The following is a 22,611-nucleotide window of genomic DNA, read 5'->3' as shown; positions in this document are numbered from 1 at the left end:
GGCTTATTTGGGCTGCGCGGTCGGGCTGATCGCCGTGCCTTCGCGCAGTGCGCCCACGGCCACGCGCAGCACCTGATCGCCCGCGTTCAGCGGCGCCACCGCCACCCAGTCCTCGTCCAACACGCGGCCACGTGCGCCCAGCGTCACGGTCTGGTGCACCACTTTGCCGTCGCGCACCAGTTGCAGGTAGGGTTGCGGCTTGTCGGTGCGCACGGCCGACAGCGGCACGGCCACACCTTGTGTCTCGCCGGTGCGAAGTTGGCCTTGTGCGAACAGGCCTTGGCGCAGGCCGTCGGTGGTGTGGAGTTGCAGGTAAACCAGCACGCTGCGGCTGCCGGCCTGCGCGGTGGGGTTGATGCGCGCCACGGTGGCAGGCACACGCAGGGGAGCGCCTTCGATGGTCAGCTCGGCTTTTTGGCCCACGCGCACGGCCAGCGCGTCGGCGGGCGCGAGCGCCGCCTCCAGTTCCAGCGCGGACAGATCGACGATCTCCACGATGCGCGCATCCAGGCCCACACGTTCGCCGTTTTGTACCAACCGGCTGGCCACCTGGCCGTTGATTGGGGCGCGCAGCTCGGTGTCGGCCAAGCCCTTTTTGGCGATGTCCAGGGCGGCCAACGCCGCCTTGTGGCTGGCCTGGGCGGCGTCGAGGTTGGCCAGCGAGGTGTCGAGCGCGGTGCGCGAAATGAAGCCCTGGTTGACCAGGGCCTGGTTGTTGTCGCGCTGGCGCTGGGCAATGGCCACCTGGGCCTGCGCGGCCTCGGCTTGTTCGCTGGCCTGGCGCACACGGGCCAGGCCTTCGGTGTTGTCGATGCGGGCAATCACCTGGCCGGCGCGCACGCTATCGCCTTCGCGCACCGTCAGGCCTTGCAGTTCACCGGCCACCTTGGCTTTCACTGCGGCACTGCGCACGGCTTTGAGCGGGCCGGACAAGGCCACGTTGGTTGCCATGTCGGTGGGCTGGGCCACCAGCACGTCGCCCGCATTGAGCGCGAGCACGGCGTCAGCGCGCAGGGCGTTGGCAGCCTGTGTGGCGGCGGCCTGCTGGGTTTTGCGGGCGTTCAAGGCCCGGGCCACACCCAACACAACCGCCAGCAGCAGTGCGCCCCACAACAACCAGGTGATCCAGCGTTTCATGTCGAATGTGTCCGGGTGGAAGGTTTGAGCAGGCCGTGGGTGAGGATGTCGGCCTGGGCCAGGATGAAGGCACGTGGGTCCAGCGTGGGTTGCACCGCGCAACAGGGGCCCAGCGAGTGTTTCCACATGGTCAGAAAAATCATGGGCGCGATGATGCTGTGGCAGGCGCTGTCGATGTCGATGTCGCGCACCTCGCCCCGCTTGACGCCGCGTTCCAAGATGGTGCGCACCAGCACATTGCCCGGTTCAATCACTTCTTGGGTGTAGAAGGCGGCGATCTCCGGGAAGGAGCCTGCTTCGCTCATAACCAGTTTGGTGATGCCTGAGGCGCGCGTGTTGCCAATGCGCTCCCACCAGCGCAGCATGCATTCGCGCACCAGTTCGCCGGTGTCGCCGGGAAAGCTGTCCATCTCGGCTTTCCACTCGTCAAAACGGCCGCTGATGGCTTCGCGCACCACCGCTTTGAACAAATCGACCTTGCTCGGGAAGTACAGGAACAGGGTGCCCTTGGACACCCCCGCTCGGGCGGCCACCTCTTCCACGCGGGTCGCGGCGAAGCCCTTTTCCACGAACAGGTCCAACGCCGCGTCCAGCAGCTCGCCCGGGCGCGCCTCCTTGCGGCGCTCGCGCTTGTGGCGCGTGTCGGCGTCGGGTGGCGGTGGGGAGGCTGGGGCGGACATGGATGTTAATGACCAGTTGGTTATTAACTATAGCGCATCCCCGTCTTGGCGCACACGGCGTTCGGTCAATGCCGTGTAAAGCGTCCCCGATTCGACCTTTTCAGTCTTCCAACAGGCGAATGCCTATGCGTGTGATGTGCCCGTCGTCCATCTCGCGGACACTGAGTTCGGCGTTCCCCAGCCGCATGGCATCACCCACCACCGGTGGGCGGTTGAGCGTGGCTGTCAGCCACTGTGCGACGGACAGGTGCGCATCGGCTGGGGGTGGCAGGTTGTAGAAAGCGCAAAGATCCGACAGCGGGGTGTGGGCCGCCAGCGCGAAGTCGCCGAACACCTGGCGGGTGTGCGCCGTGTCGTCCGGGTCGGGCAAGGCCAGCCCCAGCCGGCGTGCGGCCAGGGCAATGGTGGAGCCCTGGAGCAACAAGGAGGCCAACACGACCACCAAAGCCACATTGAAAAATATCTGAGCCCCCTCGACCCCGGCCATCAATGGGAACATGGCCAGCACGATGGGCACGGCGCCGCGCAGCCCCACCCAGGCGATGTAGGCGATCTCACGGCGCGTGAAGTGGAAGGGCCAGAGGCACAGCGCCACCGACAGGGGGCGGGCCACGGCCATCAACACGACCGCCAACCCCAGCGCCGGCCAGAAGGTGTTGGCGACTTGACCGGGCGTGGCCAGCAGGCCCAGCAACAAGAACATACCGGCTTGGGCCAGCCAGGCATAGCCATCCATGGCCGCCAGCGCGGGGGCAACGGCCTGCTTGGCCCGGTTGCCCACCACCACCCCCAGCACATACACGGCCAGAAAACCCGAACCACCTGCCCATGTGGTGAAGGCAAACACCGCCAGACCGCCCGAGACCAGCAGCAAGGCCAGCACGCCGTCGCCCGTGTCGAATCGGGACTGGACCCGGCGCAGCAGTTCGGCCAAGGCCCAACCGCCACCAATGCCCAGCAAGGCGCCCAGCCCAAACTGCAACACAAAGGACTGCAGCCAGGCGAGCACGCCGGCCTGGCCGGCGTCTTGTGCGCTGAGCGCCACGCCAATCAGCGCCAGCGTCAGGTACACCGCCATCGGGTCGTTCATACCGGACTCGATTTCCAGTGTCGCGGCCACACGCTCATTCAGCCGGACACCGGAGTTTTTGAGCAGGGCAAACACCGCTGCCGCATCGGTGGAGCCCACGATGGCGCCGAGCAGCAGGGCGCGTGGCCAGTCCAGTGCCAGCAGCCAGTGGGCGGCAGCGCCCGTGATGCCTGCGCACAGCACAACGCCCAGCGTGGCCAGCAGCAATGAGGGCCGCAAACCGGTGCGAAAGGTCGCTTGTTCGGTGCGCAAACCACCGTCGAGCAGGATCACCGCCAAGGCCACGTTGCCGACCCAGAAACTCAAACGGAAGTCGTCGAATCTCAGGCCGCCGGGGCCGTCCTCGCCCGCCAGCAGGCCAGCGATCAGAAACACCAACAAGAACGAGAAACCCAGGCGGGCAGAGAACAGGCCTGCGAGCACGCTGGCAAACACCAGCGCCGCCGCCGCCAGCAGGGGCAGCGAAAGAAAGTCGAGGGAAAGCGCCATCATCCCTTGACACTAACAGAAGCGGTGCCTTGCCCAGCCTTGATCACCTGCAGGCTGCGGGTAACATCGCGGCCGTGAATTTTCCTGCCCAACACCCTGTTCTGGTTTCGCTCACGCCGGTGGTGCTGCTGATTGCCCTGGGGTTTTTGGCGGGGCGTTTGCACTGGATACGCGACGGCGCGGTGCGCGACCTCTCCAACCTGGTGTTTCTGGTGCTGATTCCGGCCTTGCTGTTCCGGACCATGAGCTCGGTTCGTGTCGAGCAACTCGACCCCTTGCCCTTGCTGGTGTACTTCAGTGCCGCGCTGGGTTTGTTTTTTGCGCTGTTGGCCTTCCAGGGGCTGGACAGGCGTTCGGTGGCATTTGCCTTGGCCGGGGTGTTCTCCAACACGGTGATGATCGGCATCCCTCTGGTGGAGCTGGCCTATGGCAAAGCCGGCCTGGTCACGCTGCTGACGCTGATTTCGGTGCATGCGCTGGTGCTGCTGACGGTGATCACCATCGTCTTCGAACTGGTGGTCGCCCGAGAAGCGAGGGCGTCGGGGGCTGCTGCCACGTCGCTGTGGGTGACGGTCGGTGCGGCCGTCAAGAGCACCGTCATCCACCCGATTCCGCTGCCCATTCTGTGTGGGCTGTTGTACGGCCAGACGGGTTGGGGGCTGCCCGTGGTGGTGGACAAACCGCTGCAATTGCTGGCCAATGCGTTTGGTCCCATCGCGCTGTTGCTGGTGGGGGTGACCATGGCGCGCACCCGCGTCGCAGGCCTGTGGCGACACACCTTGTGGGTGACCGCACTGAAGAATTTGGCGCTGCCCGCCTGCGTGGCGTTCAGTGGCTGGGCGTGGGGTTTGACCGGCCTGCCCTGGACGGTGATGGTGGTGGCCGCCGCGCTGCCGGTCGGCGCCAATGTGTTCTTGTTTGCGCAACGCTACCAGGTGGCCGAAGACGTGGTGACCGCCAGCGTGGGGGTGTCCACCGCCATGGGTTTGGTCACGCTCAGCGTGGTCATGTGGTTGGTGTCCTGAGGGCGTCGTTTCACTGGAGTGGCCATGATCACCTTTTTGCAATCCCTGCCCGTGTCGGTGCAGACCGTGGGTCTGCTGATCGCCTCCAACGTGTTCATGACCTTTGCCTGGTATGGCCATCTGCGCAGCCACGCGGCATCGCCGTGGCTGGTGGCCGCGCTGGTGAGCTGGGGCATTGCGCTGTTCGAGTACCTGCTGCAGGTGCCCGCCAACCGCATTGGCCACACCCAGTTCAGCGTGGCCCAGCTCAAGATCATGCAAGAGGTGATCACGCTCAGCGTGTTCGTGCCTTTTGCTGTTTTCTACATGAAGGAGCCACTCAAGCTCGACTTTCTGTGGGCCGGCCTGTGCATGGTGGGCGCGGTGTACTTCATGTTCCGCAGCAACTGATCACTGGCTTATTTTTCGCGCTTCCTCAACTTGGTATTCGAAGTAGTGCTGGAAGCTGAAAGCCAGGCTGGCCATCAGCGAGCCGGCACCTACCAGCAGCGACACCACAATGGCCGTGATGGTCAGCCCGTTGGTGTTGCCGGCACCACTCTCAGTCGAGGTGCTGTAGCGCGCATTCCAGCGTGCACGGTCTGTCAGCGCGTAGACGATGGCCGTCAGACAGGTGCTGGCCACGGTGAAGCCGAGCAGCGGGATCAGCAGCCATGACAGTTTGTCGTCCTGCCCCAGGCTTTGCAGGCGCTCCACGCCCCACAGACCCAGCGCGGTGGGCAGCGGGTAGAGCCAGCCCAGGGTGTCGCCCAGGCCTTTGAGGTAGAAGCGGTGCAGGCCCAGCGGGCCACCCAGCAAGGCCAGCCAGGCGGCGACGGTTTTGTTCTTGGTGTGCATGGTGTGCTTATTCCGGACGCGTGCTGTCGCCTTCGCCCAGGCTTTTCTCCATCAGCACGATGTCCAGCCAGCGGTCAAATTTCCAGCCGCAGGACTTGACGACGCCGACCCGTTCGAACCCGAGCGCGGCGTGCACGCCCACCGAGCCGGCATTGGCCGAGTCGCCGATGACCGCCATCACCTTGCGCACGCCACCGGCTTGCAGCTTGGCCAGCAGCTCGGCCAGCAGCGCGCGGCCCAGGCCTTTGCCGGCCGCTTCGGGGGCCAGGTAAATCGAATCTTCCACCGAAAAGCGGTAGGCCGGGCGGGGCTTGAACCAGTTGCCGTAGGCAAACCCGATGACGTTGCCTCCGTCTTCCAGCACCAGCCAGGGCAAGCCTTTGGACAACACGTCCGCGCGGCGGGTGACCATGTCGGCCTCGGTCGGTGGCGTGGTCTCGAAGGTGCCCGTGCCGTGCAGCACATGGTGGGCGTAGATGCGGGTGATGGCGGCAATGTCGTGGTCGGTGCTCGGGCGAATCAGGGGCATGGCAGGTGGTCGTTCGGTCGGTATGGCGCACAACGCCGGTGAAGGCTATAATCGCGGGCTTTGCGGCGTTTCGCTGACCGGGTGGTCAGTCGTGTGTCTCAAGCGTTGCAAAATTTTGCGGTGCCAGGTCCTCTCCGAGAGAGTTGTGTCTGTCACCACCACCCGAAGGATAAATCATGGTCGTCATTCGACTCTCCCGCGGCGGCGCAAAAGCCCGTCCGTTCTACAGCATTGTTGTGGCCGACAAGCGCGACCGCCGCGATGGCCGCTTCATCGAGCGCATCGGTTTTTACAACCCCCTGGCCAAGGGCGGCGAAGAGCCCCTGCGCATCGCCCAAGATCGCCTGACCTACTGGACTGGCGTGGGTGCACAGGCCTCCGACACCGTGGCCCGCCTGGTCAAGCAACACGCTGCCAAGGCCGCTGCCTGATCGTGTGACCCCACAGACCCCGTGCTTTTCGCCCGGGGTCTGTTTCTTTTTGAGCGCCCCACACGCATGATTGCCGGTCTGACCCCAGCCTCCTTGCCCGCCGACGCGGTGGAAGTGGGCCGCCTGGCCGAAGCCTGGGGCATCAAGGGGTGGTTGCATGTCCACTCCCACAGCGCCGATCCGCAGGCACTCTTCTATTCCAAAGACTGGTTTCTGTGCCCACCCGAGGGCCGCTATGCCCGTGGCTTTGCCGCCTTCGACGGCGTCGTTTCGGCGCGCGTGGATGAGATCAAGGAACACGCCAAGGGCCTCGTGGCTTTGCTCGCCGGCCTGCCAGACCGAACGGCCGCCGAAGCCCTCAAAGGCGCCCGCATTTTCATCTCGCGGCAGCACTTTCCGCCTGCCGAAGATGGCGAGTACTACTGGGTCGATTTGTTGGGGCTGGACGTGGTGAACCGTGAAGGGGTGCACATGGGGGTGGTCAAAGACCTCATGCCCACAGGCCCTCATTCCGTCTTGTGCCTGGACTACACACAAGGCCCTGACGCGGGCGAGGACGCCGGCAAACCTGCCGAGCGTTTGATTCCTTTTGTGTCGGTTTACGTCGACAAGGTCGACCTCGCCGCGCGCTGCATCACGGTCGATTGGCAGACCGACTACTGAGGTTGGAACGCGCCATGCGCTTCGACATCCTCACCCTGTTTCCCGAACTGTTCACGCCGTTTCTGCACAACGGCATCAACCGCCGTGCGTTCGAGTCAGGCCAGGTGGAGGTGCACTTCTGGAACCCGCGCGATTTTGCCGATGGGCAGTACCGCCGCGTGGACGACCGCCCATTTGGCGGCGGCCCCGGCATGGTGATGATGGTCGAGCCCTTGTCGCGCTGCCTGGACGCCATCCGCATGGCGCGCCAAGCAGCCGAGGCTGAACCGTCCGATGCGCCGGCGCCCGTGGTCCTCTTTTCACCGGCGGGCCAACGCCTTGATCACCCGCAGGTGGCGCGTTGGGCCGAGGGGCGGGGGGCTGTTTTGGTGTGTGGCCGCTACGAGGGCTTGGACCAGCGTTTCATCGACACCTATGTCACGCACCAAATGAGCCTGGGGGATTTCGTTTTATCGGGGGGCGAGATCGCCGCGCTGGCTTTGTTGGACGCGGTGGCCCGCCTGTTGCCCGGCGTGCTGGGCGATGCCGGCAGCCACCAGCAGGACAGCTTCAACCCAGCCTTGAACGGCTTGCTCGACTGCCCCCACTACACCCGGCCCGAGGTGTGGCAAGGGCCTCATGGCGCGCAGGCCGTGCCCGAGGTCTTGCTCTCGGGGCACCATGCCCGCATCGAACGTTTTCGTCGCGAAGCCAGCTTGGCGGTGACCGCTGAGGCGCGGCCCGATGTGCTGGCGGCCGTTCGTGCCCAAGGTGGGCTGAGCAAAGCCGACGAGTTGTGGCTTGCCAGGCACTCGCCCGACAAGCTATAATCGCGGGCTCTGCGGTCCTCTGCTCGGCCGCCCCGACCGTTGTCCATCTTGCATGGCGTTGGATTTGGGGCCTTTTGTGCAGCGCGTGCATGACCATCAACAGGAAACCATGAACCTCATCCAGACCCTTGAGCAAGAAGAAATTGCTCGCCTGAACAAGGAAATCCCCACTTTTGCGCCTGGCGACACCGTGATCGTCAGCGTGAGCGTGGTTGAAGGCACCCGCAAGCGTTTGCAGGCTTACGAAGGTGTGGTGATCGCTCGCCGCAACCGTGGCCTGAACTCCAGCTTCATCGTCCGCAAGATCTCCAACGGCGAAGGTGTGGAACGCACCTTCCCGCTGTACAGCCCTCGCATTGCCAAGATCGAAGTCAAGCGCCGCGGTGATGTGCGCCGCGCCAAGCTGTACTACCTGCGCGATCGCAGCGGCAAGTCGGCCCGTATCAAGGAAAAGCTGGGCGCGTAAGCAACCCGGTCCTCAGAAAAATCCGCTGCATCGCAGCGGTTTTTTTTTGCTTTCTCACCCAGCACACGGAGCGTTGTGTTACGGCCGGGGATGCCGCCGATCTGGCTTTGCCAGTCGGTAGGCATCGCCCCCTGGGGGGTGACGCCGAAGGCGGCGCGGGGGGCGGTTACCTCACAGTTCTTCCACCCGGCGGGTGGGGTAACTGTCCCAGTTCTGGCACCCGGGGCATTGCCAGAAATATTGCTTGGCCTCAAACCCACAGGCGGCGCAGCGGTAACGTTTGAGGGGTTGGGTGGCGTGGTCGAGCGCGCGCAACACCAAGGCTTGCTGCTGGGTGCCGCCCAGCGATTCGCCCGCCAGCCAGCGCGCCGCCATCACCAACGAAGCTTCGCTTTCGAGATGGCGCAGGTAGGTGCCGCGTGCGATGGTGGGGTCGGTGCTGAGGCCGGCAATGGCCTCGGTGACATCAATGGACGGTGGCGTGGGTTGCAGCTGTTCGAGCCGCGCCCGCACAGCCTCGCTTCGCCCGGTCTGCTGCGCCAGTTGGGCCATGGGATGGGCCACCAAGGGCAGGGTTTGAGGGTGGGTGGCGGCCAGGGCCAACAGCGTGTCCAGCGCCGCATCCGGTTGTTGTTGCGATTGCTGCAGCGCGGCGATTTCCACATGGGGGCGGGGCGCATCGGGCGCGCGTGTGCGGGCCTGCGCCAGCAGTTGCATCGCCTCATCCGTGGCTTGGCGTTTGCTGGCTGCCGCGGCCATTTCACACAAAAAATGGCTCAGGCGCAGTTGGTAGGCGCCGGTGTGTTCCTTGTCGAGTTGTTCGGCCATGGCGATGGCCTGTGGCCAGTCGCGTGCGCGCTCGAAGATGCCCAGCAGCGCCTGTCGCGCTTCGTCAGCGAAGGCGGAATGTTCCAGTTGACGCAGGGCGGCTTCGGCGCGGTCCAGCAGGCCGGCTTTGAGGAAGTCCAGCGCCAGCGCGTGCTGGGCGCGGTCGCGGTCTTTTTGGGACAGGTCACCCCGTGCCAGCAGGTGTTCGTGCACGCGCACCGCGCGGTCGTAATCGCCTCGGCGGCGGAAGAGGTTGCCCAGCGCAAAGTGCAGTTCGGAAGTGTCGGGGTCGTTTTGTACCGCTTCGATGAAGGAGTCGATGGCGCGGTCTTGTTGCTCGTTGAGCAGTTGGTTGAGCCCGCGAAAAACCGCCTTGGGGGCACGCCTGCCCTCCAGCCGCCACTGGTGCAAGTCAAAACGCGAGGCCAGCCAGCCGGCGGCAAAGGCCAGGGGCAGGCCCCACAGGAGCCAGGTCAGATCAAGATCCATGGAGCGGCTTGGCGGGAGGTGGGGCCGTTCGGGTGCGCCGGGCCTGCAGCCAGACGGGCAGCATCACCAGCACGCCCAAAGCCACACCGAGCACCAGAGCAATGAGCAGTACCAGCACCAGTGGCGCCTGCCAGTAGGCACCAAAGAACAGATGCACATGCACCGGCGCCTGGTTGTTCAGCGCAAAGGCGAAGAGGGCAAAAAAAATGGCTGCCTTGAGCAGCCACATGAGGTATTTCAAGTCATCCCTTTCGTGGCGGGATGATTGTAGTCGTCAGGCGTTCACCAGGGTCGTGTCTGCGACGGTGTTCAGCATGGCCGACGTCCGGGCATCGACTTGCTCGCGCAAGGCTTTGCCGGGTTTGAAATGGGGCACACGTTTTTCGGGGATGGCCACCTTCTCGCCCGAGCGTGGGTTGCGGCCCATGCGAGGCGAGCGGTGGTTGACCGAAAAGCTGCCGAAGCCACGGATCTCTATGCGGTGGCCGTTGACGAGGGCCTCGCTCATCGCGTCCAGGATGGACTTGACGGCGAATTCCGCATCGCGCTGGGTCAGCTGGCCAAAACGGTCGGCCAGGGCTTCCACAAGGTCACTTCGGGTCATGAGATGGGCTAGGTAGCAGGTGACCGGCCGCACAAAGGCGGCCGGGTCACGCTGTCATCACTTCTCGTTGTTGTCCAGTTTGGCGCGCAGCAGGGCGCCCAGGCTGGTGGTGCCGGCGTTGCCCGAAGACTGGCTCAGGGTGGCCATGGCTTCTTGCTGGTCGGCTTGGTCCTTGGCCTTGATCGACAGCTGGATGTTGCGGGTCTTGCGGTCGATGTTGACCACCACAGCGGTCACTTCGTCGCCTTCTTTCAGCACGTTGCGTGCGTCTTCCACACGGTCGCGGCTGATTTCGGAGGCGCGCAGGTAGCCCAGGATGTCTTCGCCCAGATCGATCTCGGCGCCCTTGGCATCCACGGTCTTGACCTTGCCGGTCACCACGGCACCCTTGTCGTTGATCGACACGAAGGTGGTGAAGGGGTCGCTGTCCAGCTGCTTGATGCCCAGGCTGATGCGCTCGCGCTCGACGTCCACGGCCAACACGATGGCTTCGACTTCCTGGCCCTTCTTGTAGTTGCGCACGGCGGTTTCGCCGGGCTCGTTCCACGACAGATCGGACAGGTGCACCAGACCGTCGATGCCAGCGGCCAGGCCGACGAACACGCCGAAGTCGGTGATGGACTTGATCGGGCCCTTGACGCGGTCACCGCGCTTGGTGGCTTCGGCAAACTCGTGCCAGGGGTTGGCACGGCACTGCTTCATGCCCAGCGAGATGCGGCGCTTGTCTTCGTCGATCTCCAGGACCATGACTTCGACTTCGTCACCCAGCGAGACCAGCTTGGAAGGCGCAACGTTCTTGTTGGTCCAGTCCATTTCGGACACGTGCACCAGACCTTCGATGCCCGGCTCCAGCTCGACAAACGCGCCGTAGTCGGCGATGTTGGTGATCTTGCCGAACATGCGGGTGCCTTGCGGGTAGCGGCGCGAAACGCCCATCCACGGGTCGTCGCCCATCTGCTTGAGGCCCAGCGAGACGCGGTGCTTCTCGGTGTCGAACTTGAGGATCTTGGCGGTGATTTCCTGGCCGGCCTGAACGACTTCGCTCGGGTGGCGGACACGGCGCCATGCCATGTCGGTGATGTGCAGCAGGCCGTCGATGCCGCCCAGGTCCACAAAGGCACCGTATTCGGTGATGTTCTTGACAACGCCCTGGACAATCGCGCCTTCGCGCAGGGTTTCCATCAGCTTGGCGCGCTCTTCGCCCATGGAGGCTTCCACCACGGCGCGGCGGCTCAGCACCACGTTGTTGCGCTTGCGGTCCAGCTTGATGACCTTGAATTCCAGGGTCTTGTTTTCGTAGGGGGTCAGGTCCTTGGTCGGACGGCTGTCCACCAGCGAGCCCGGCAGGAAGGCGCTGATGCCGTTGACCATGACCTTGAGGCCGCCCTTGACCTTGCTGGAGGTGGTGCCGGTGACGAATTCGCCGGATTCCAGGGCCTTTTCCAGGGCCATCCAGGAGGCCAGACGCTTGGCCTTGTCGCGGCTCAGCAGGGTGTCACCAAAGCCGTTTTCAACGGAGTCGATGGCCACGGACACGAAGTCGCCCACTTGGACTTCGAGTTCGCCCTGGTCGTTCTTGAACTCGGCGAGCGGAACATAGGCTTCCGACTTCAGGCCAGCGTTGACGACCACGTGGCTGTGTTCGATGCGAACCACCTCGGCGGTGATGACCTCACCGGAGCGCATTTCGGCGCGCTTGAGGGATTCTTCAAACAGGGCGGCAAAAGATTCAGACATGGGGTTTCCTAATCTGCAGACGGGCCAGCGTTTTTGAGGTGCCGGGGTGACCGGATGCAGCGTTGACAAATGCGCGGGATGCGCGGGTTGGTTGAATGAACCATCGGGCCTGCGGGCGGTGTGAATACCCGGCGGGGCTTTCTGGGCCGGTGCGGCCCTTACTTTTGCAAGTTAAAAGGCCGCGTGCCTTGCCACCACAACAGCACCTGCGCCACCGATTGCTCGACGTCCAGGCTGGAGTTGTCCAGCAGCTTGGCATCTTCGGCGGGCTTGAGGGGGGCGTCTTTGCGGGTGCTGTCCCGTAGGTCGCGCGCTTTCAGGTCTGCCAAAAGACTGTCGAGTGTAGCCGGAATCCCCTTGGAAATCAACTGCTTATGGCGCCTGTCGGCACGTTGCTCGGCGCTGGCCGTGAGGAAGACCTTGAGCGGCGCCTGGGGGAAGATCACCGTGCCCATGTCGCGGCCGTCGGCCACCAGGCCGGGCAGACGCGCAAAACCGTGTTGCAGGGCCAGCAAGGCCTGGCGCACGGCCGGTACGGCCGACACGCGCGATGCGGCCATGCCGGCGGCCTCGGTGCGCAGGGCGTCGGTGACGTTGTCGCCGTCCAGCCAGATGCTATCGCCATCAAACCGCACCTGAAGTGCCTGCGCCAGGGCGCCCATGCGGGCGCCGTGTTCGGGGTGGGCCAGGTCTTCGCTGGCGGTGGAGAGGCCGGCGCGTTCGGCGGCCAGGCCCACCAGGCGGTACAGCGCGCCCGAGTCCAGCAGGTGGTAACCCAGGGCCTGTGCCACGGCGGCGCCCAACGTGCCTTTGCCCGACGCGGTGGGCCCGTCGATGCAGATCACCGGCACCTGCTGCACCACCGGTGTGACCACCTCGAACAGGGTTTCAAAGTAGTCGGGGAAGGTCTTGGCCACGCATTTGGGGTCTTCGATTCGCACCGGCACCCGGTCGGGGTTGAAGGTGGCGAGCGAGAAGCACATGGCCACGCGGTGGTCGTCGTAGGTGTGGATGGATGCGGGTTTCCAGCCGCCCGCCGCCAGCGGTTCAATGCGGATGAAATCCGCACCTTCTTCCACCGTGGCGCCCAGCTTGCGCAGCTCGGTGGCCATGGCGGCGATGCGGTCGGTTTCTTTCACGCGCCAGCTGGCGATGTTGCGCAACCGGGTCGGGCCGTCGGCGTAGAGCGCCATCACGGCCAACGTCATGGCGGCGTCGGGGATGTGGTTGCAGTCGAGGTCGATGGCCTTCAAGGGCCACGCACCGCGCCGGATGTGCAGGTGGTTGGGGCCGCCCGTGATCTGTGCGCCCATGGCCTGTGCGGCTTCCACAAAACGGATGTCGCCCTGGATGGACGCCAAGCCCACGCCTTGCACGGTGATGCCGGTGTCGCTGGCGATCGCGCCCAGGCCGATGAAGTAACTGGCCGACGACGCGTCGCCTTCCACGAACACGTCGCCCGGTGAGCGGTAGCGGCTGCCGGCCGGGATGGTAAAGCGCTGCCATCCGTCGCGCTGCACCGCCACGCCAAATTGCGCGAGCAGCTTGAGCGTGATGTCGATGTAGGGCTTGGAGATCAGTTCGCCAACGACGTCGATCACCACATCCTTGCTGGCCACCAGCGGAAGCGCCAGCAAGAGGGCGGTCAGGAACTGGCTGGACACGTCGCCGCGCACGCGGATGGCTTGACCCAACTGAAGCGTTCCCGCCTGGCCTGTGCCCAGGCGCAGCGGTGGGTAGCCCTCGTTGCCGAGGTAGTCCACCGGGCAGCCCAGTTGGCGCAGTGCGTCCACCAGGTCACCGATGGGGCGTTCGTGCATGCGGGGCACGCCGCGCAGATCGAACTGACCCCCGTGCTGGGTGGCCAGCAAAGCCAGTGCGGCGCACAGCGGGCGCATGGCGGTGCCGGCGTTGCCCAAAAACAAATCGGCGTTGGGCTGGGGCAAGCTGCCGCCCAGGCCGGTGATGGCCAGCGTGCCGTCGGCTTGTGCGTCCACGCCGCAGCCCAGGGTGCGCAGGGCCGTCAGCATCACCTGGGTGTCGTCCGAGTCCAGCAGGTCGTGCACGACGGTGCGGCCTTCGCTCAAAGCGGCCAGCAGCAGCACGCGGTTGGAAATGCTTTTGGAGCCGGGCAGGCTCACGGTGCCAGCGGCACTTTGCAGGGGCGGCAGGTCAAGGAACGGTATGTCGTACATCAGTCGTCGGTGTTCTTTGTGGCTGGCATCTGCCACGGGCTGCGCAGCGCTCGGGCCTGTTCGATCAGGGGCACCAGCAGGTCGGCACGTTGTTCGCTCACCGCCTGCTCCAGCACCTCGAGTGCGGCGCGGAAGTGGCGGCTCTGGGCCAACACCTCGTCGCGGTTGGCCAGCAAAATGTCACGCCACACGCTGGGGTCGCTGGCGGCTATGCGGCTGAAATCCCGAAAGCCTGGCCCTGCCATGGCCATGAACTGCTGGCCCTGCGGTTGCGAGGCCAGGCCATTGATGTAGGCAAAGGCCAGCAGGTGGGGCAGGTGGCTCACCGCCGCGTAGGTGGCGTCGTGCTGCTGCGGGCTCATGCGCAACACCTGCGCCCCCAAGGCGCGCCACAGCTGTTCTGCCCGGTCGGCGTGTGTTGGGCTGGTGTGTTCGGTGGGGGTGAGGATGACCTGGCGATTCACGTACAGGTCGGCGTCGGCATGTTCGACGCCGGCCACTTCCTTGCCCGCAATCGGGTGGGCGGGCACAAAGCCCGTCAGGTGGTCGCGCAGCACGCGTTGGGCGGCCGCGACCACGTCGCTTTTGGTCGAGCCCACGTCCATCAGCAGTGTCTGGGGTGTGAGCAGGTGGCGTATGGCCTTGAAGGTGTCTTCGGTGGCGGCCACCGGCACGGCCACCAGCACGATGTCGGCGCCCGACACCGCCAGCAACGCCGACGGTGCCTCCACGTCGATCACGCCCAGTTGCCGGGCCTTGGCTGTGGTGGTAGGCGACTTGCTGTAGCCCACGACCTGCTTGACCAGGCCGGCCCGTTTCAGTGCCAGGGCGAACGAGCCGCCCATCAGGCCGCAGCCGATCAGGCCCAGCTGTTCAAACATGTTCAGTCTTGCACCGGGTAGGCCCCGAGCACCTTGTAGAAGGCGCACAGGCCCTTCAATTCGGCCAGCGCCGCCGCCACATTGGGCTGCGACGGGTGGCCAGCGATGTCGATGTAGAAGTAGTACTCCCACTGGCCGGATTTGGCCGGGCGCGACTCGAAACGGGTCATGGACACGCCGTTGTTCTTGAGCGGCACCAGCAGATCGTGCACGGCGCCCGGGCGGTTGGGCACCGACACCACCAAGCTGGTGCAGTCTTTGCCCGAGGCGGGTGGCATGGCCAGCGTCTGCGGCAGGCAGATGATGGCAAAACGGGTGCGGTTGTAGGCCTCGTCCTGGATGGCATGGGCGACGATGTGCAGCCCAAACTGGGCGGCGGCGCGTTCGCTGGCCAGACCGGCCCACGCCGGGTTGGTGGCGGCCAGGCGCGCACCTTCGGCGTTGCTCGACACCGCGCGGCGCTCGGCATGTGGCAGGTGCTGCGACAACCAGCCCTGGCACTGCGCCAGCGCCTGCGGGTGGGCCATCACGACCTCGATGCCGTCCAGGCTGTTGACTTGGCGCAGCAGGTTGTGGCGGATCAGCAGACTGACTTCGCCCACCACATGCACGGGCGAGCGCAGGAACAGGTCCAGCGAGCGCGCCACCACCCCTTCGGTGGAGTTTTCCATGCCCACCACGCCGTACTGCGCGGTACCGGCCGCCGTGGCGTGGAACACCTCGTCGAAGTTGGCGCAGTAGATCATGTTGGCCGCGCTGCCAAAAAATTCGATGGCGGCCTGTTCGGTGAAGGTGCCTTCCGGCCCCAGCACGGCCACACGCTGCGGTGCTTCGAGTGCGAGGCAGGCCGACATGATTTCGCGCCAGATGGCGGCCACATGCTGGTTGAGCAGCGGGCCCTGGTTGGCGTTCTGTATCTTGTCGATGACCTGCGCCACGCGGTCGGGGCGGAAGAAAGGGGAACCCTCGGCCTTTTTGATTTCACCCACCTGCTCGGCCACGTGGGCGCGCTGGTTGAGCAGGCTCAGCAGCTGTTTGTCGATGCTGTCGATTTGCACGCGCAGGGCGCCCAGCGCTTCGGACTGGATGGGTTGGCTCATGGCAGTGTCTCGGTCAAGCCTGTTCTTTTTCGAAATCGCGCAGGTAGTCCACCAGCGCCTGAACGCCTTCTATGGGCATGGCGTTGTAAATGCTGGCGCGCATGCCGCCCACCGACTTGTGGCCCTTGAGTTGCAGCAGCCCACGTGCCTTGGCCCCGGTCAGAAAGGCCTCATTGCGGCTTTCATCGCGCAAGAAAAACGGCACGTTCATGCGGGAACGGCAGGTCTTGTCCACCTTGTTCACGTAGAACGACGAGGCGTCGAGAAAGCCGTAGAGCAACTCGGCTTTGGCGACGTTGCGCCGCTCCATCGCGACCACGCCGCCCTGCGCCTTGAGCCACTGGAAGGTGAGGCCGGCCATGTAGATGGCGTAGGTGGGCGGGGTGTTGTACATGGAGCCGTTGTCGGCCACCGTCTTGTAGTCGAACGCACTGGGGCAGGCGGGCAGGGCATGGCCCAACAGGTCTTCGCGCACCACCACCAGTGTCACGCCGGCGGGGCCCACGTTCTTTTGCGCGCCGCCGAAAGCCAGACCCACGCGGCTCCAGTCGACGGGACGCGACAAGACGTGCGAGGAGAAGTCGATCACCAGTGGCGCGTCGCTGCCCAGGGCTTTCAGCTCGGGCAGGCTGTGGAATTCGACACCATGGATGGTCTCGTTGCTGCACAGGTGCACGTAGCTGGCGTCACGGCGCAGTTGCCAGGTGGCCGGATCGGGCAAGGTGGTGAAGTGGCTGTCCTGAGCGCTGGCGGCCACATGCGCCTGGCAATAACGCTGCGCTTCCTTGGCCGATTTCTGGCTCCAGCTGCCCGTGAGCACAAAGTCCACCGCGCCGCCGCGCGACAGGTTGAGCGGCACGATGGCGTTTTCGGCCAGACCACCGCCCTGCATGAACAGAATTTTGAAATGAGTCGGCACCGCCAGCAGCTCGCGCAGGTCGGCTTCGGCCTGCGCGTAGATGGCACCAAATTCTTTGCCGCGGTGGCTCATCTCCATCACGCCCATGCCGCTGCCATGCCAATCCAGCATTTCGGCGGCGGCGGTGCGCAGCACGGCCTCAGGCATGGCGGCCGGGCCGGCCGAGAAGTTGTAGGGGCGCGTCATCTCAGGCCTCCGGCGTGGCAGCGGCATCGTCGTCGCTGCCGCCTTCTTCGGGCGCGGTGTCATCGCGCACGTTGGCGTCGTTTTCCACAATGCGCTGCAAACCACTGAGCGACGAGCCCTCGTCCAGCGCGATCAGCGTCACGCCCTGGGTGGCGCGGCCCAGTTCTCGGATTTCGCTCACCCGGGTACGCACCAGCACACCCTTGTCGGTGATCAGCATGATTTCATCGTCCGCATGCACCAGCGTGGCGGCCACGACCTTGCCGTTGCGCTCGCTCTGCTGGATGGCGATCATGCCTTTGGTGCCCCGGCCGTGGCGCGTGTACTCGCCAATCGGGGTGCGTTTGCCGTAGCCGTTGACGGTGGCGGTCAACACGCTTTGCTGCTCGTCCTCGGCCACCAGCATGGCGATCACGCTTTGGCCGTCTTCGATCATCATGCCCCGCACGCCGCGCGCGTTGCGGCCCATGGGGCGCACGTCGTTCTCGTCAAAACGCACGGCTTTGCCGCCATCGCTGAACAACATCACGTCGTGTTGGCCGTCGGTCAAGGCAGCACCGATCAGGAAGTCACCCTCGTCCAGGTCCACGGCAATGATGCCGGCCTTGCGCGGGTTGCTGAATTCGTCCAGCGCCGTTTTCTTCACCGTGCCCATGCTTGTCGCCATGAACACGTAGCGGTTGTCGGGGAAGCTGCGCATCTCGCCGGTCAGCGGCAGCACCACGTTGATCTTCTCGCCCTCTTGCAGCGGGAACATGTTGACGATGGGCCGGCCACGCGAACCGCGCGAGCCTGAGGGCACCTCCCACACTTTGAGCCAGTACAGCCGGCCCCGGTTGGAGAAACACAGGATGTAGTCGTGTGTGTTGGCGATGAAGAGCTGGTCGATCCAGTCGTCTTCTTTGGTGGCGGTGGCCTGTTTGCCGCGCCCGCCGCGCTTCTGTGCGCGGTATTCGCTCAGCGGCTGGCTTTTGATGTAGCCCGAGTGCGAGAGCGTGACCACCATGTCGGTGGGCGTGATCAGGTCTTCGGTGCTGAGGTCCTGGGCGCTGTGCTCGATCAGGCTGCGGCGCGCGCCCAGCTTGGTCTGGCCAAATTCCTTGCGGATGTCGGCCAGCTCGTCGCCGATGATGGTGGACACGCGCTCAGGACGCGCCAGGATGTCCAGCAGGTCGTCGATCTCGGCCATCACCTCTTTGTATTCCGCCACGATCTTGTCCTGCTCCAGGCCGGTCAGGCGCTGCAGGCGCATTTGCAGGATTTCCTGCGCCTGCGTTTCGGACAGGCGGTACAGGCCATCACCACCCATGCCAAAACTGCGGTCCAGGCTCTCGGGGCGGTAGTCGTCGGCGTTGATGACGCTGCCATCGGCCTTGGCGCGGGTGAGCATTTCGCGCACCAACTGGCTGTCCCAAGCCCGGGTCATCAGCTCGGCCTTGGCCACCGGCGGGGTGGGCGATTCGCGGATGATGCGGATGAACTCGTCGATGTTGGCCAGCGCCACCGCCAGGCCTTCCAGCACGTGGCCGCGTTCGCGCGCCTTGCGCAGGTTGAATACCGTGCGGCGGGTCACCACTTCGCGGCGGTGCTCCAGGTAAACCTGGATCAGGTCCTTGAGGTTGCACAGGCGGGGCTGACCGTCGATCAGCGCCACCATGTTGATGCCGAAGGTGTCTTGCAGCTGCGTCTGCTTGTACAGGTTGTTGAGCACCACCTCGGGCACTTCGCCGCGCTTGAGCTCGATCACCACCCGCATGCCGTCTTTGTCGGACTCGTCCTGGATGTGGCTGATGCCCTCGATCTTCTTCTCGTGCACCAGTTCGGCAATGCGCTCCAGCAGCGTCTTTTTGTTCACCTGGTACGGAATTTCATCGACGATGATGGCTTGGCGCTGGCCCTTGTCGATGTCCTCGAAGTGGCACTTGGCGCGCATGACCACACGGCCACGGCCGGTGCGGTAGCCGTCCTTCACGCCGTTGATGCCGTAGATGATGCCGGCCGTGGGGAAGTCGGGCGCCGGGATGATCTCCATCAGGTCGTCGATGGAGGCCTCGGGGTGTTTGAGCAGGTGCAGGCAGGCGTCCACCACCTCGTTGAGGTTGTGCGGCGGAATGTTGGTGGCCATGCCCACCGCAATGCCGGCCGAACCGTTGACCAGCAGGTTGGGCAGGCGCGTGGGCAACACCAGCGGTTCTTTTTCGCTGCCGTCGTAGTTGGGCCCGAAATCGACGGTTTCCTTGTCGATGTCTGCCAGCATTTCGTGGGCGATCTTGGCCAGGCGGATTTCGGTGTAACGCATGGCGGCGGCACTGTCGCCGTCCACCGAACCGAAGTTGCCCTGGCCGTCCACCAGCATGTGGCGCAGCGAAAAGTCCTGCGCCATGCGCACGATGGTGTCGTACACCGCGCTGTCGCCGTGGGGGTGGTACTTACCGATGACGTCACCGACGATACGCGCCGATTTTTTGTACGGCCGGTTCCAGTCGTTGTTGAGTTCGTGCATCGCGAACAGCACCCGGCGGTGCACCGGTTTCAAGCCGTCGCGCGCATCGGGCAGCGCACGTCCCACGATCACGCTCATCGCGTAATCGAGGTAGCTGCGCCGCATTTCTTCTTCTAAACTGATCGGCAGGGTCTCTTTGGCGAACTGGGTCATATGGGGCGAACTCGGTGTGCGGGCGCAATCCACCATTCTAGTGGGCTGACCGATGGCCCCAAACCTGCGCCGATCTCAGCCCCAGTGTGGTGCGTTCGCAACAAATTACGCACTTCAATCCTCAAGTAAGTTTCACGCCGCCAGCCAGTTCGGAACGGCTGCGGGCTTGTGGCAAAATAAATCTCAACGTTTTGAGTGGTGGTCACTTGGAGCGTCGTCATTCATCGCAGAAGCCCTGCGCCTTCAATCAGAGGAAAACATGCAAAAACTGAACAAAGTGGCAATGCTGTTCGCAACGGCTGCGCTGGCAACTGCTGCAGGTGCACAGACCGTCGACAACTGGCGCAACGGCACCAGCGAACTGGTGTGGAAAAACGGCACGAACGAACTGTGCTGGCGCGACGCCTCCTGGACCCCTGCCACCGCCGCTCAAGGTTGCGACGGCGCCATCGTGCCCGCTGCTCCGGCTCCCGCCCCTGCTCCTGCAGCCGCTCCGGCTCCTGCCCCCGCACCTGCTCCTGCTGCGGCCGCTCCCGCTGCACCGGCTGCCGCCTCCAAGGTGACCTACGCCGCTGACGCCTTCTTCGACTTCGACAAGGCTGTGCTCAAGCCCGAAGGCAAGGCCAAGCTGGACGACCTGACCTCCAAGGTCAAGGGCATCAACCTGGAAGTCATCATCGCTGTGGGTCACACCGACTCCGTGGGTGGCGATGCTTACAACCAGAAGCTGTCGGTCAAGCGCGCTGAAGCTGTGAAGGCCTACCTGGTGTCCAAGGGCATCGAAACCAACCGCGTCTACACCGAAGGCAAGGGCGAAGCCCAGCCCGTGGCTGACAACAAGACCAAAGAAGGCCGTGCGAAGAACCGTCGCGTGGAAATCGAAGTGGTCGGCACCCGCGCCAACAAGTAATCCCCTGGATTGCTCCGAAAAAACCGCGCCTTGGCGCGGTTTTTTTATGGCGCAAGGGATAATTCCCGAATGAATGCAACTGTGAATGCCGACCCGGCCGAACTGGCCAAGTTTTCCGACCTGGCCCACCGTTGGTGGGACCCCGAAAGTGAATTTCGGCCCTTGCACCAGATCAACCCCCTGCGGCTGGCGTGGATCGAACAGCTTGCCGGTGGCCTGGCCGGCAAACAGGTGTTGGATGTGGGCTGCGGCGGTGGCATCCTGGCCGATTCGATGGCGCGCAAAGGCGCCGAGGTGTTGGGTATCGATCTGGCCACCAAGGCCTTGCGCGTGGCACAGTTGCACGCACTGGAAGCGCAAACCCAAGGCGTCACCTACCGTGAAGTGGCCGCCGAAGCACTGGCCGCCGAGAGCCCAGCGCGGTTCGACGTGGTGACCTGTATGGAAATGCTGGAGCACGTGCCCGATCCCGCGTCGGTGGTGGCGGCCTGCAGCACCTTGGTCAAGCCTGGCGGCTGGGTGTTTTTTTCCACCCTCAACCGCAACCCCAAATCCTTCATGTTCGCCATCGTCGGCGCCGAATACGTGCTCAACCTGTTGCCGCGTGGCACCCACGAGTACGCCAAATTCATCCGCCCCAGCGAGCTGGCGGGTTACTGCCGCCGCGCCGATCTCACGCTTGAACACAGCAAGGGCATGGCCTACAACCCGCTGACCCGCCGGTACTGGCTCAACCAGGACACCAGCGTCAACTACCTCATCGCTACGCGCAAGGTGGCTGTGTGAGCCGATTTGCTGGCGTGCGGGCTGTGCTGTTCGACCTGGACGGCACGCTGATCGACAGTGCCCCTGACCTGGGCGCTGCTGCCGATCAAATGCGCGTGGCGCGGGGCATGGCCTCTTTGCCGCTTGAAAACTACCGGCCTATGGCTGGCTCGGGTGCCCGCGGCATGATTGCCGTGGCTTTTGGGCGCGGCACCGACCACCCGGAATTCGAGGCCTTGCGGCAGGAGTTTTTTGCCAACTACGAGGCCCGTATGACCCGCCTCACGCGACCTTTTGGCCAAGTGCCCGAGATGCTGGCCGAATTGCAGGCCGCCGGGTTGCCCTGGGGCGTGGTCACCAACAAGGCCGAGCGCTTCACCTTGCCCCTCACCGCGGCCATGCCGCTATTTGCGACGGCCGGTGCTGTGGTCTGTGGCGACACCACGCCCCACCCCAAACCCCACCCGGCGCCATTGCTTGAAGCAGCGCGCCGCATGGGGCTGGATGCTGCCGAATGTGTCTATGTGGGCGATGACGAGCGCGACATCCTGGCTGGGCGTGCGGCTGGCATGCCAACGGTGGCCGCCCGGTACGGCTACCTCGGTGCAGCGGCCGATGTGGCGGCTTGGAATGCAGACGCTGTCATCGCCCGGCCCGACGAGCTCTTGAAATTGTTGGGTATGGCTTAAACTAAGGGTCTCAGGGGCTGCACTGGTTTCGACGTGGGTTCGGACGCGCAGCAGGGCATGTCGAGGTTCTGTCACCTCGTTAATCAGCAGAAAAAAACCAACTGCAAACGACGAACGTTTCGCACTCGCCGCTTAATTGCGCGTGAGCCTCGCAACAGCAAGCCAATAGGCTGGGCAAGGGTTGTGGTGCCGCAAGGCAACACAGTCCAGGCTGCGGGGTAATTTCATTTGGCTGGACTGGCGTCGGGCAACTTGCCGTCGGTCGAGACTCAAGGTTGCTGGCGTCCCACGCAGCGTGCCACTGCGCGGCGTGGGAAGCGAGATCCAAAACAGACGGCTACACATGTAGAACTGCTCGAAGAAGGCTTGCGGACGGGGGTTCAATTCCCCCCAGCTCCACCACTATTCAAAAAACCAACCACTCTCGGTTGGTTTTTTTTTGCCCGTTTCCCCCAGTGCTGGCGCGGGTTCGGGCCTCGCTGCGACGGACGCCGCT

The 22,611-nt window shown here is 64.5% G+C and carries 23 protein-coding genes and 1 other RNA gene; 10 read left to right on the top strand and 14 right to left on the bottom strand.

The genetic code is table 11. From position 1 onward, the window contains the following. Window positions 1-3: 3 nt before the first annotated feature. From ACFQU0_RS02375 to ACFQU0_RS02365, 3 genes are all read right to left on the bottom strand, one after another. Window positions 4-1,137 (bottom strand): efflux RND transporter periplasmic adaptor subunit, encoded by a 1,134-nt coding sequence (locus ACFQU0_RS02375; protein WP_382198488.1) that lies wholly within the window; start codon window positions 1,135-1,137, stop codon window positions 4-6. Continuing rightward, window positions 1,134-1,817 (bottom strand): TetR/AcrR family transcriptional regulator, encoded by a 684-nt coding sequence (locus ACFQU0_RS02370; RefSeq protein ID WP_382198486.1) that lies wholly within the window; start codon window positions 1,815-1,817, stop codon window positions 1,134-1,136. The genes ACFQU0_RS02375 and ACFQU0_RS02370 overlap by 4 nt, the downstream gene beginning before the upstream one ends. Window positions 1,818-1,917: 100 nt before the next feature. Then, a complete protein-coding gene (locus tag ACFQU0_RS02365; protein ID WP_382198484.1) occupies window positions 1,918-3,396 on the bottom strand; it encodes a potassium/proton antiporter in 1,479 nt (492 codons plus the stop codon). Between the two features lie 29 nt (window positions 3,397-3,425). Between ACFQU0_RS02365 and ACFQU0_RS02360 the strand changes: the two genes are divergently transcribed. Both ACFQU0_RS02360 and ACFQU0_RS02355 read left to right on the top strand, forming a co-directional pair. Beyond that, window positions 3,426-4,421, top strand: a complete 996-nt coding sequence (locus ACFQU0_RS02360; protein WP_382198482.1) for an AEC family transporter — start codon at window positions 3,426-3,428, stop codon at window positions 4,419-4,421. 24 nt (window positions 4,422-4,445) lie between these two features. Continuing rightward, the gene (locus tag ACFQU0_RS02355; protein WP_382198480.1) at window positions 4,446-4,811 is read left to right on the top strand and encodes a DMT family protein; all 366 of its coding nucleotides are present in this window, start codon (window positions 4,446-4,448) and stop codon (window positions 4,809-4,811) included. Here ACFQU0_RS02355 and ACFQU0_RS02350 read toward each other — a convergent pair whose 3' ends face one another. Next, entirely contained in the window at window positions 4,812-5,258 is a 447-nt protein-coding gene (locus ACFQU0_RS02350; RefSeq protein WP_382198478.1) for an NINE protein, read from the bottom strand. A 7-nt stretch (window positions 5,259-5,265) separates the two neighbouring features. Then, window positions 5,266-5,787, bottom strand: a complete 522-nt coding sequence (locus ACFQU0_RS02345) for a GNAT family N-acetyltransferase (protein ID WP_382198476.1) — start codon at window positions 5,785-5,787, stop codon at window positions 5,266-5,268. Between the two features lie 176 nt (window positions 5,788-5,963). On the opposite strand from ACFQU0_RS02345, the gene rpsP reads away from it, so the two are divergent. The 4 genes from rpsP to rplS all read left to right on the top strand — a co-directional run bounded on the left by rpsP (window position 5,964) and on the right by rplS (window position 8,156). Further along, window positions 5,964-6,218: a 30S ribosomal protein S16 gene (gene rpsP, locus ACFQU0_RS02340; protein WP_382198475.1), complete on the top strand. Its 255-nt coding sequence runs from the start codon at window positions 5,964-5,966 to the stop codon at window positions 6,216-6,218. A 66-nt stretch (window positions 6,219-6,284) separates the two neighbouring features. After that, window positions 6,285-6,881 (top strand): ribosome maturation factor RimM, encoded by a 597-nt coding sequence (rimM, locus tag ACFQU0_RS02335; RefSeq protein ID WP_382198473.1) that lies wholly within the window; start codon window positions 6,285-6,287, stop codon window positions 6,879-6,881. A 14-nt stretch (window positions 6,882-6,895) separates the two neighbouring features. Continuing rightward, a complete protein-coding gene (gene trmD / locus ACFQU0_RS02330) occupies window positions 6,896-7,690 on the top strand; it encodes a tRNA (guanosine(37)-N1)-methyltransferase TrmD (RefSeq protein ID WP_382198471.1) in 795 nt (264 codons plus the stop codon). 109 nt (window positions 7,691-7,799) lie between these two features. Continuing rightward, complete coding sequence (gene rplS / locus ACFQU0_RS02325) at window positions 7,800-8,156, top strand: 50S ribosomal protein L19 (protein ID WP_382198469.1); 357 nt, start codon at window positions 7,800-7,802, stop codon at window positions 8,154-8,156. Between the two features lie 171 nt (window positions 8,157-8,327). Here rplS and lapB read toward each other — a convergent pair whose 3' ends face one another. The 9 genes from lapB to gyrA all read right to left on the bottom strand — a co-directional run bounded on the left by lapB (window position 8,328) and on the right by gyrA (window position 19,751). Next, window positions 8,328-9,473 carry a lipopolysaccharide assembly protein LapB gene (lapB, locus tag ACFQU0_RS02320; protein ID WP_382198468.1) on the bottom strand — a complete coding sequence of 382 codons (1,146 nt, stop codon included), beginning with the start codon at window positions 9,471-9,473 and terminating at the stop codon, window positions 8,328-8,330. Further along, a complete protein-coding gene (locus tag ACFQU0_RS02315; protein ID WP_382198466.1) occupies window positions 9,463-9,714 on the bottom strand; it encodes a lipopolysaccharide assembly protein LapA domain-containing protein in 252 nt (83 codons plus the stop codon). The genes lapB and ACFQU0_RS02315 overlap by 11 nt, the downstream gene beginning before the upstream one ends. A gap of 33 nt (window positions 9,715-9,747) precedes the next feature. After that, on the bottom strand, window positions 9,748-10,077 hold the full coding sequence (locus ACFQU0_RS02310) for an integration host factor subunit beta (RefSeq protein ID WP_382198464.1): 330 nt from the start codon (window positions 10,075-10,077) through the stop codon (window positions 9,748-9,750). 57 nt (window positions 10,078-10,134) lie between these two features. Further along, a complete protein-coding gene (gene rpsA / locus ACFQU0_RS02305) occupies window positions 10,135-11,814 on the bottom strand; it encodes a 30S ribosomal protein S1 (protein WP_382198462.1) in 1,680 nt (559 codons plus the stop codon). 158 nt (window positions 11,815-11,972) lie between these two features. Next, complete coding sequence (locus ACFQU0_RS02300; protein ID WP_382198460.1) at window positions 11,973-14,009, bottom strand: bifunctional 3-phosphoshikimate 1-carboxyvinyltransferase/cytidylate kinase; 2,037 nt, start codon at window positions 14,007-14,009, stop codon at window positions 11,973-11,975. Continuing rightward, on the bottom strand, window positions 14,009-14,890 hold the full coding sequence (locus ACFQU0_RS02295) for a prephenate dehydrogenase (protein WP_382198458.1): 882 nt from the start codon (window positions 14,888-14,890) through the stop codon (window positions 14,009-14,011). The genes ACFQU0_RS02300 and ACFQU0_RS02295 overlap by 1 nt, the downstream gene beginning before the upstream one ends. Window positions 14,891-14,892: 2 nt before the next feature. Further along, complete coding sequence (gene pheA, locus ACFQU0_RS02290; protein ID WP_382198456.1) at window positions 14,893-15,990, bottom strand: prephenate dehydratase; 1,098 nt, start codon at window positions 15,988-15,990, stop codon at window positions 14,893-14,895. Window positions 15,991-16,003: 13 nt separating this feature from the next. Next, window positions 16,004-17,095, bottom strand: coding sequence for a 3-phosphoserine/phosphohydroxythreonine transaminase (gene serC / locus ACFQU0_RS02285; RefSeq protein WP_382198454.1), 1,092 nt, complete (start codon window positions 17,093-17,095; stop codon window positions 16,004-16,006). A 1-nt stretch (window position 17,096) separates the two neighbouring features. Continuing rightward, a complete protein-coding gene (gene gyrA / locus ACFQU0_RS02280; RefSeq protein ID WP_382198452.1) occupies window positions 17,097-19,751 on the bottom strand; it encodes a DNA gyrase subunit A in 2,655 nt (884 codons plus the stop codon). Between the two features lie 259 nt (window positions 19,752-20,010). Between gyrA and ompA the strand changes: the two genes are divergently transcribed. The 4 genes from ompA (at window position 20,011) to ssrA (ending at window position 22,517) form a co-directional block, all read left to right on the top strand. After that, window positions 20,011-20,661 (top strand): outer membrane protein OmpA, encoded by a 651-nt coding sequence (ompA, locus tag ACFQU0_RS02275; protein ID WP_382198450.1) that lies wholly within the window; start codon window positions 20,011-20,013, stop codon window positions 20,659-20,661. Window positions 20,662-20,730: 69 nt separating this feature from the next. Continuing rightward, on the top strand, window positions 20,731-21,447 hold the full coding sequence (gene ubiG, locus ACFQU0_RS02270; RefSeq protein WP_382198448.1) for a bifunctional 2-polyprenyl-6-hydroxyphenol methylase/3-demethylubiquinol 3-O-methyltransferase UbiG: 717 nt from the start codon (window positions 20,731-20,733) through the stop codon (window positions 21,445-21,447). Then, a complete protein-coding gene (gene gph, locus ACFQU0_RS02265; RefSeq protein ID WP_382198446.1) occupies window positions 21,444-22,115 on the top strand; it encodes a phosphoglycolate phosphatase in 672 nt (223 codons plus the stop codon). The genes ubiG and gph overlap by 4 nt, the downstream gene beginning before the upstream one ends. Window positions 22,116-22,128: 13 nt before the next feature. Further along, window positions 22,129-22,517: a transfer-messenger RNA gene (gene ssrA / locus ACFQU0_RS02260) on the top strand. Window positions 22,518-22,611: the final 94 nt, after the last annotated feature.

It is taken from the genome of Hydrogenophaga defluvii, assembly GCF_042665235.1.
Lineage (GTDB): Bacteria > Pseudomonadota > Gammaproteobacteria > Burkholderiales > Burkholderiaceae_C > Hydrogenophaga > Hydrogenophaga defluvii_A.
Note: the sequence above shows the minus strand (reverse complement) of the source record. Positions and strands in the feature narration are given on the sequence as shown.

Bases quoted from the DNA above. Each gene is read 5' to 3' on its own strand.
- lapB (WP_382198468.1), bottom strand. From the start codon at position 9,473: ATGGATCTTGATCTGACCTGGCTCCTGTGGGGCCTGCCCCTGGCCTTT.
- serC (WP_382198454.1), bottom strand. From the start codon at position 17,095: ATGACGCGCCCCTACAACTTCTCGGCCGGCCCGGCCGCCATGCCTGAG.
- trmD (WP_382198471.1), top strand. From the start codon at position 6,896: ATGCGCTTCGACATCCTCACCCTGTTTCCCGAACTGTTCACGCCGTTT.
- gyrA (WP_382198452.1), bottom strand. From the start codon at position 19,751: ATGACCCAGTTCGCCAAAGAGACCCTGCCGATCAGTTTAGAAGAAGAA.
- ACFQU0_RS02310 (WP_382198464.1), bottom strand. From the start codon at position 10,077: ATGACCCGAAGTGACCTTGTGGAAGCCCTGGCCGACCGTTTTGGCCAG.
- ACFQU0_RS02350 (WP_382198478.1), bottom strand. From the start codon at position 5,258: ATGCACACCAAGAACAAAACCGTCGCCGCCTGGCTGGCCTTGCTGGGT.
- ubiG (WP_382198448.1), top strand. From the start codon at position 20,731: ATGAATGCAACTGTGAATGCCGACCCGGCCGAACTGGCCAAGTTTTCC.
- ACFQU0_RS02345 (WP_382198476.1), bottom strand. From the start codon at position 5,787: ATGCCCCTGATTCGCCCGAGCACCGACCACGACATTGCCGCCATCACC.
- pheA (WP_382198456.1), bottom strand. From the start codon at position 15,990: ATGAGCCAACCCATCCAGTCCGAAGCGCTGGGCGCCCTGCGCGTGCAA.
- rimM (WP_382198473.1), top strand. From the start codon at position 6,285: ATGATTGCCGGTCTGACCCCAGCCTCCTTGCCCGCCGACGCGGTGGAA.
- rpsA (WP_382198462.1), bottom strand. From the start codon at position 11,814: ATGTCTGAATCTTTTGCCGCCCTGTTTGAAGAATCCCTCAAGCGCGCC.
- rpsP (WP_382198475.1), top strand. From the start codon at position 5,964: ATGGTCGTCATTCGACTCTCCCGCGGCGGCGCAAAAGCCCGTCCGTTC.
- rplS (WP_382198469.1), top strand. From the start codon at position 7,800: ATGAACCTCATCCAGACCCTTGAGCAAGAAGAAATTGCTCGCCTGAAC.
- ACFQU0_RS02365 (WP_382198484.1), bottom strand. From the start codon at position 3,396: ATGGCGCTTTCCCTCGACTTTCTTTCGCTGCCCCTGCTGGCGGCGGCG.
- ACFQU0_RS02375 (WP_382198488.1), bottom strand. From the start codon at position 1,137: ATGAAACGCTGGATCACCTGGTTGTTGTGGGGCGCACTGCTGCTGGCG.
- ACFQU0_RS02355 (WP_382198480.1), top strand. From the start codon at position 4,446: ATGATCACCTTTTTGCAATCCCTGCCCGTGTCGGTGCAGACCGTGGGT.
- ACFQU0_RS02370 (WP_382198486.1), bottom strand. From the start codon at position 1,817: ATGTCCGCCCCAGCCTCCCCACCGCCACCCGACGCCGACACGCGCCAC.
- ompA (WP_382198450.1), top strand. From the start codon at position 20,011: ATGCAAAAACTGAACAAAGTGGCAATGCTGTTCGCAACGGCTGCGCTG.
- ACFQU0_RS02295 (WP_382198458.1), bottom strand. From the start codon at position 14,890: ATGTTTGAACAGCTGGGCCTGATCGGCTGCGGCCTGATGGGCGGCTCG.
- ACFQU0_RS02300 (WP_382198460.1), bottom strand. From the start codon at position 14,009: ATGTACGACATACCGTTCCTTGACCTGCCGCCCCTGCAAAGTGCCGCT.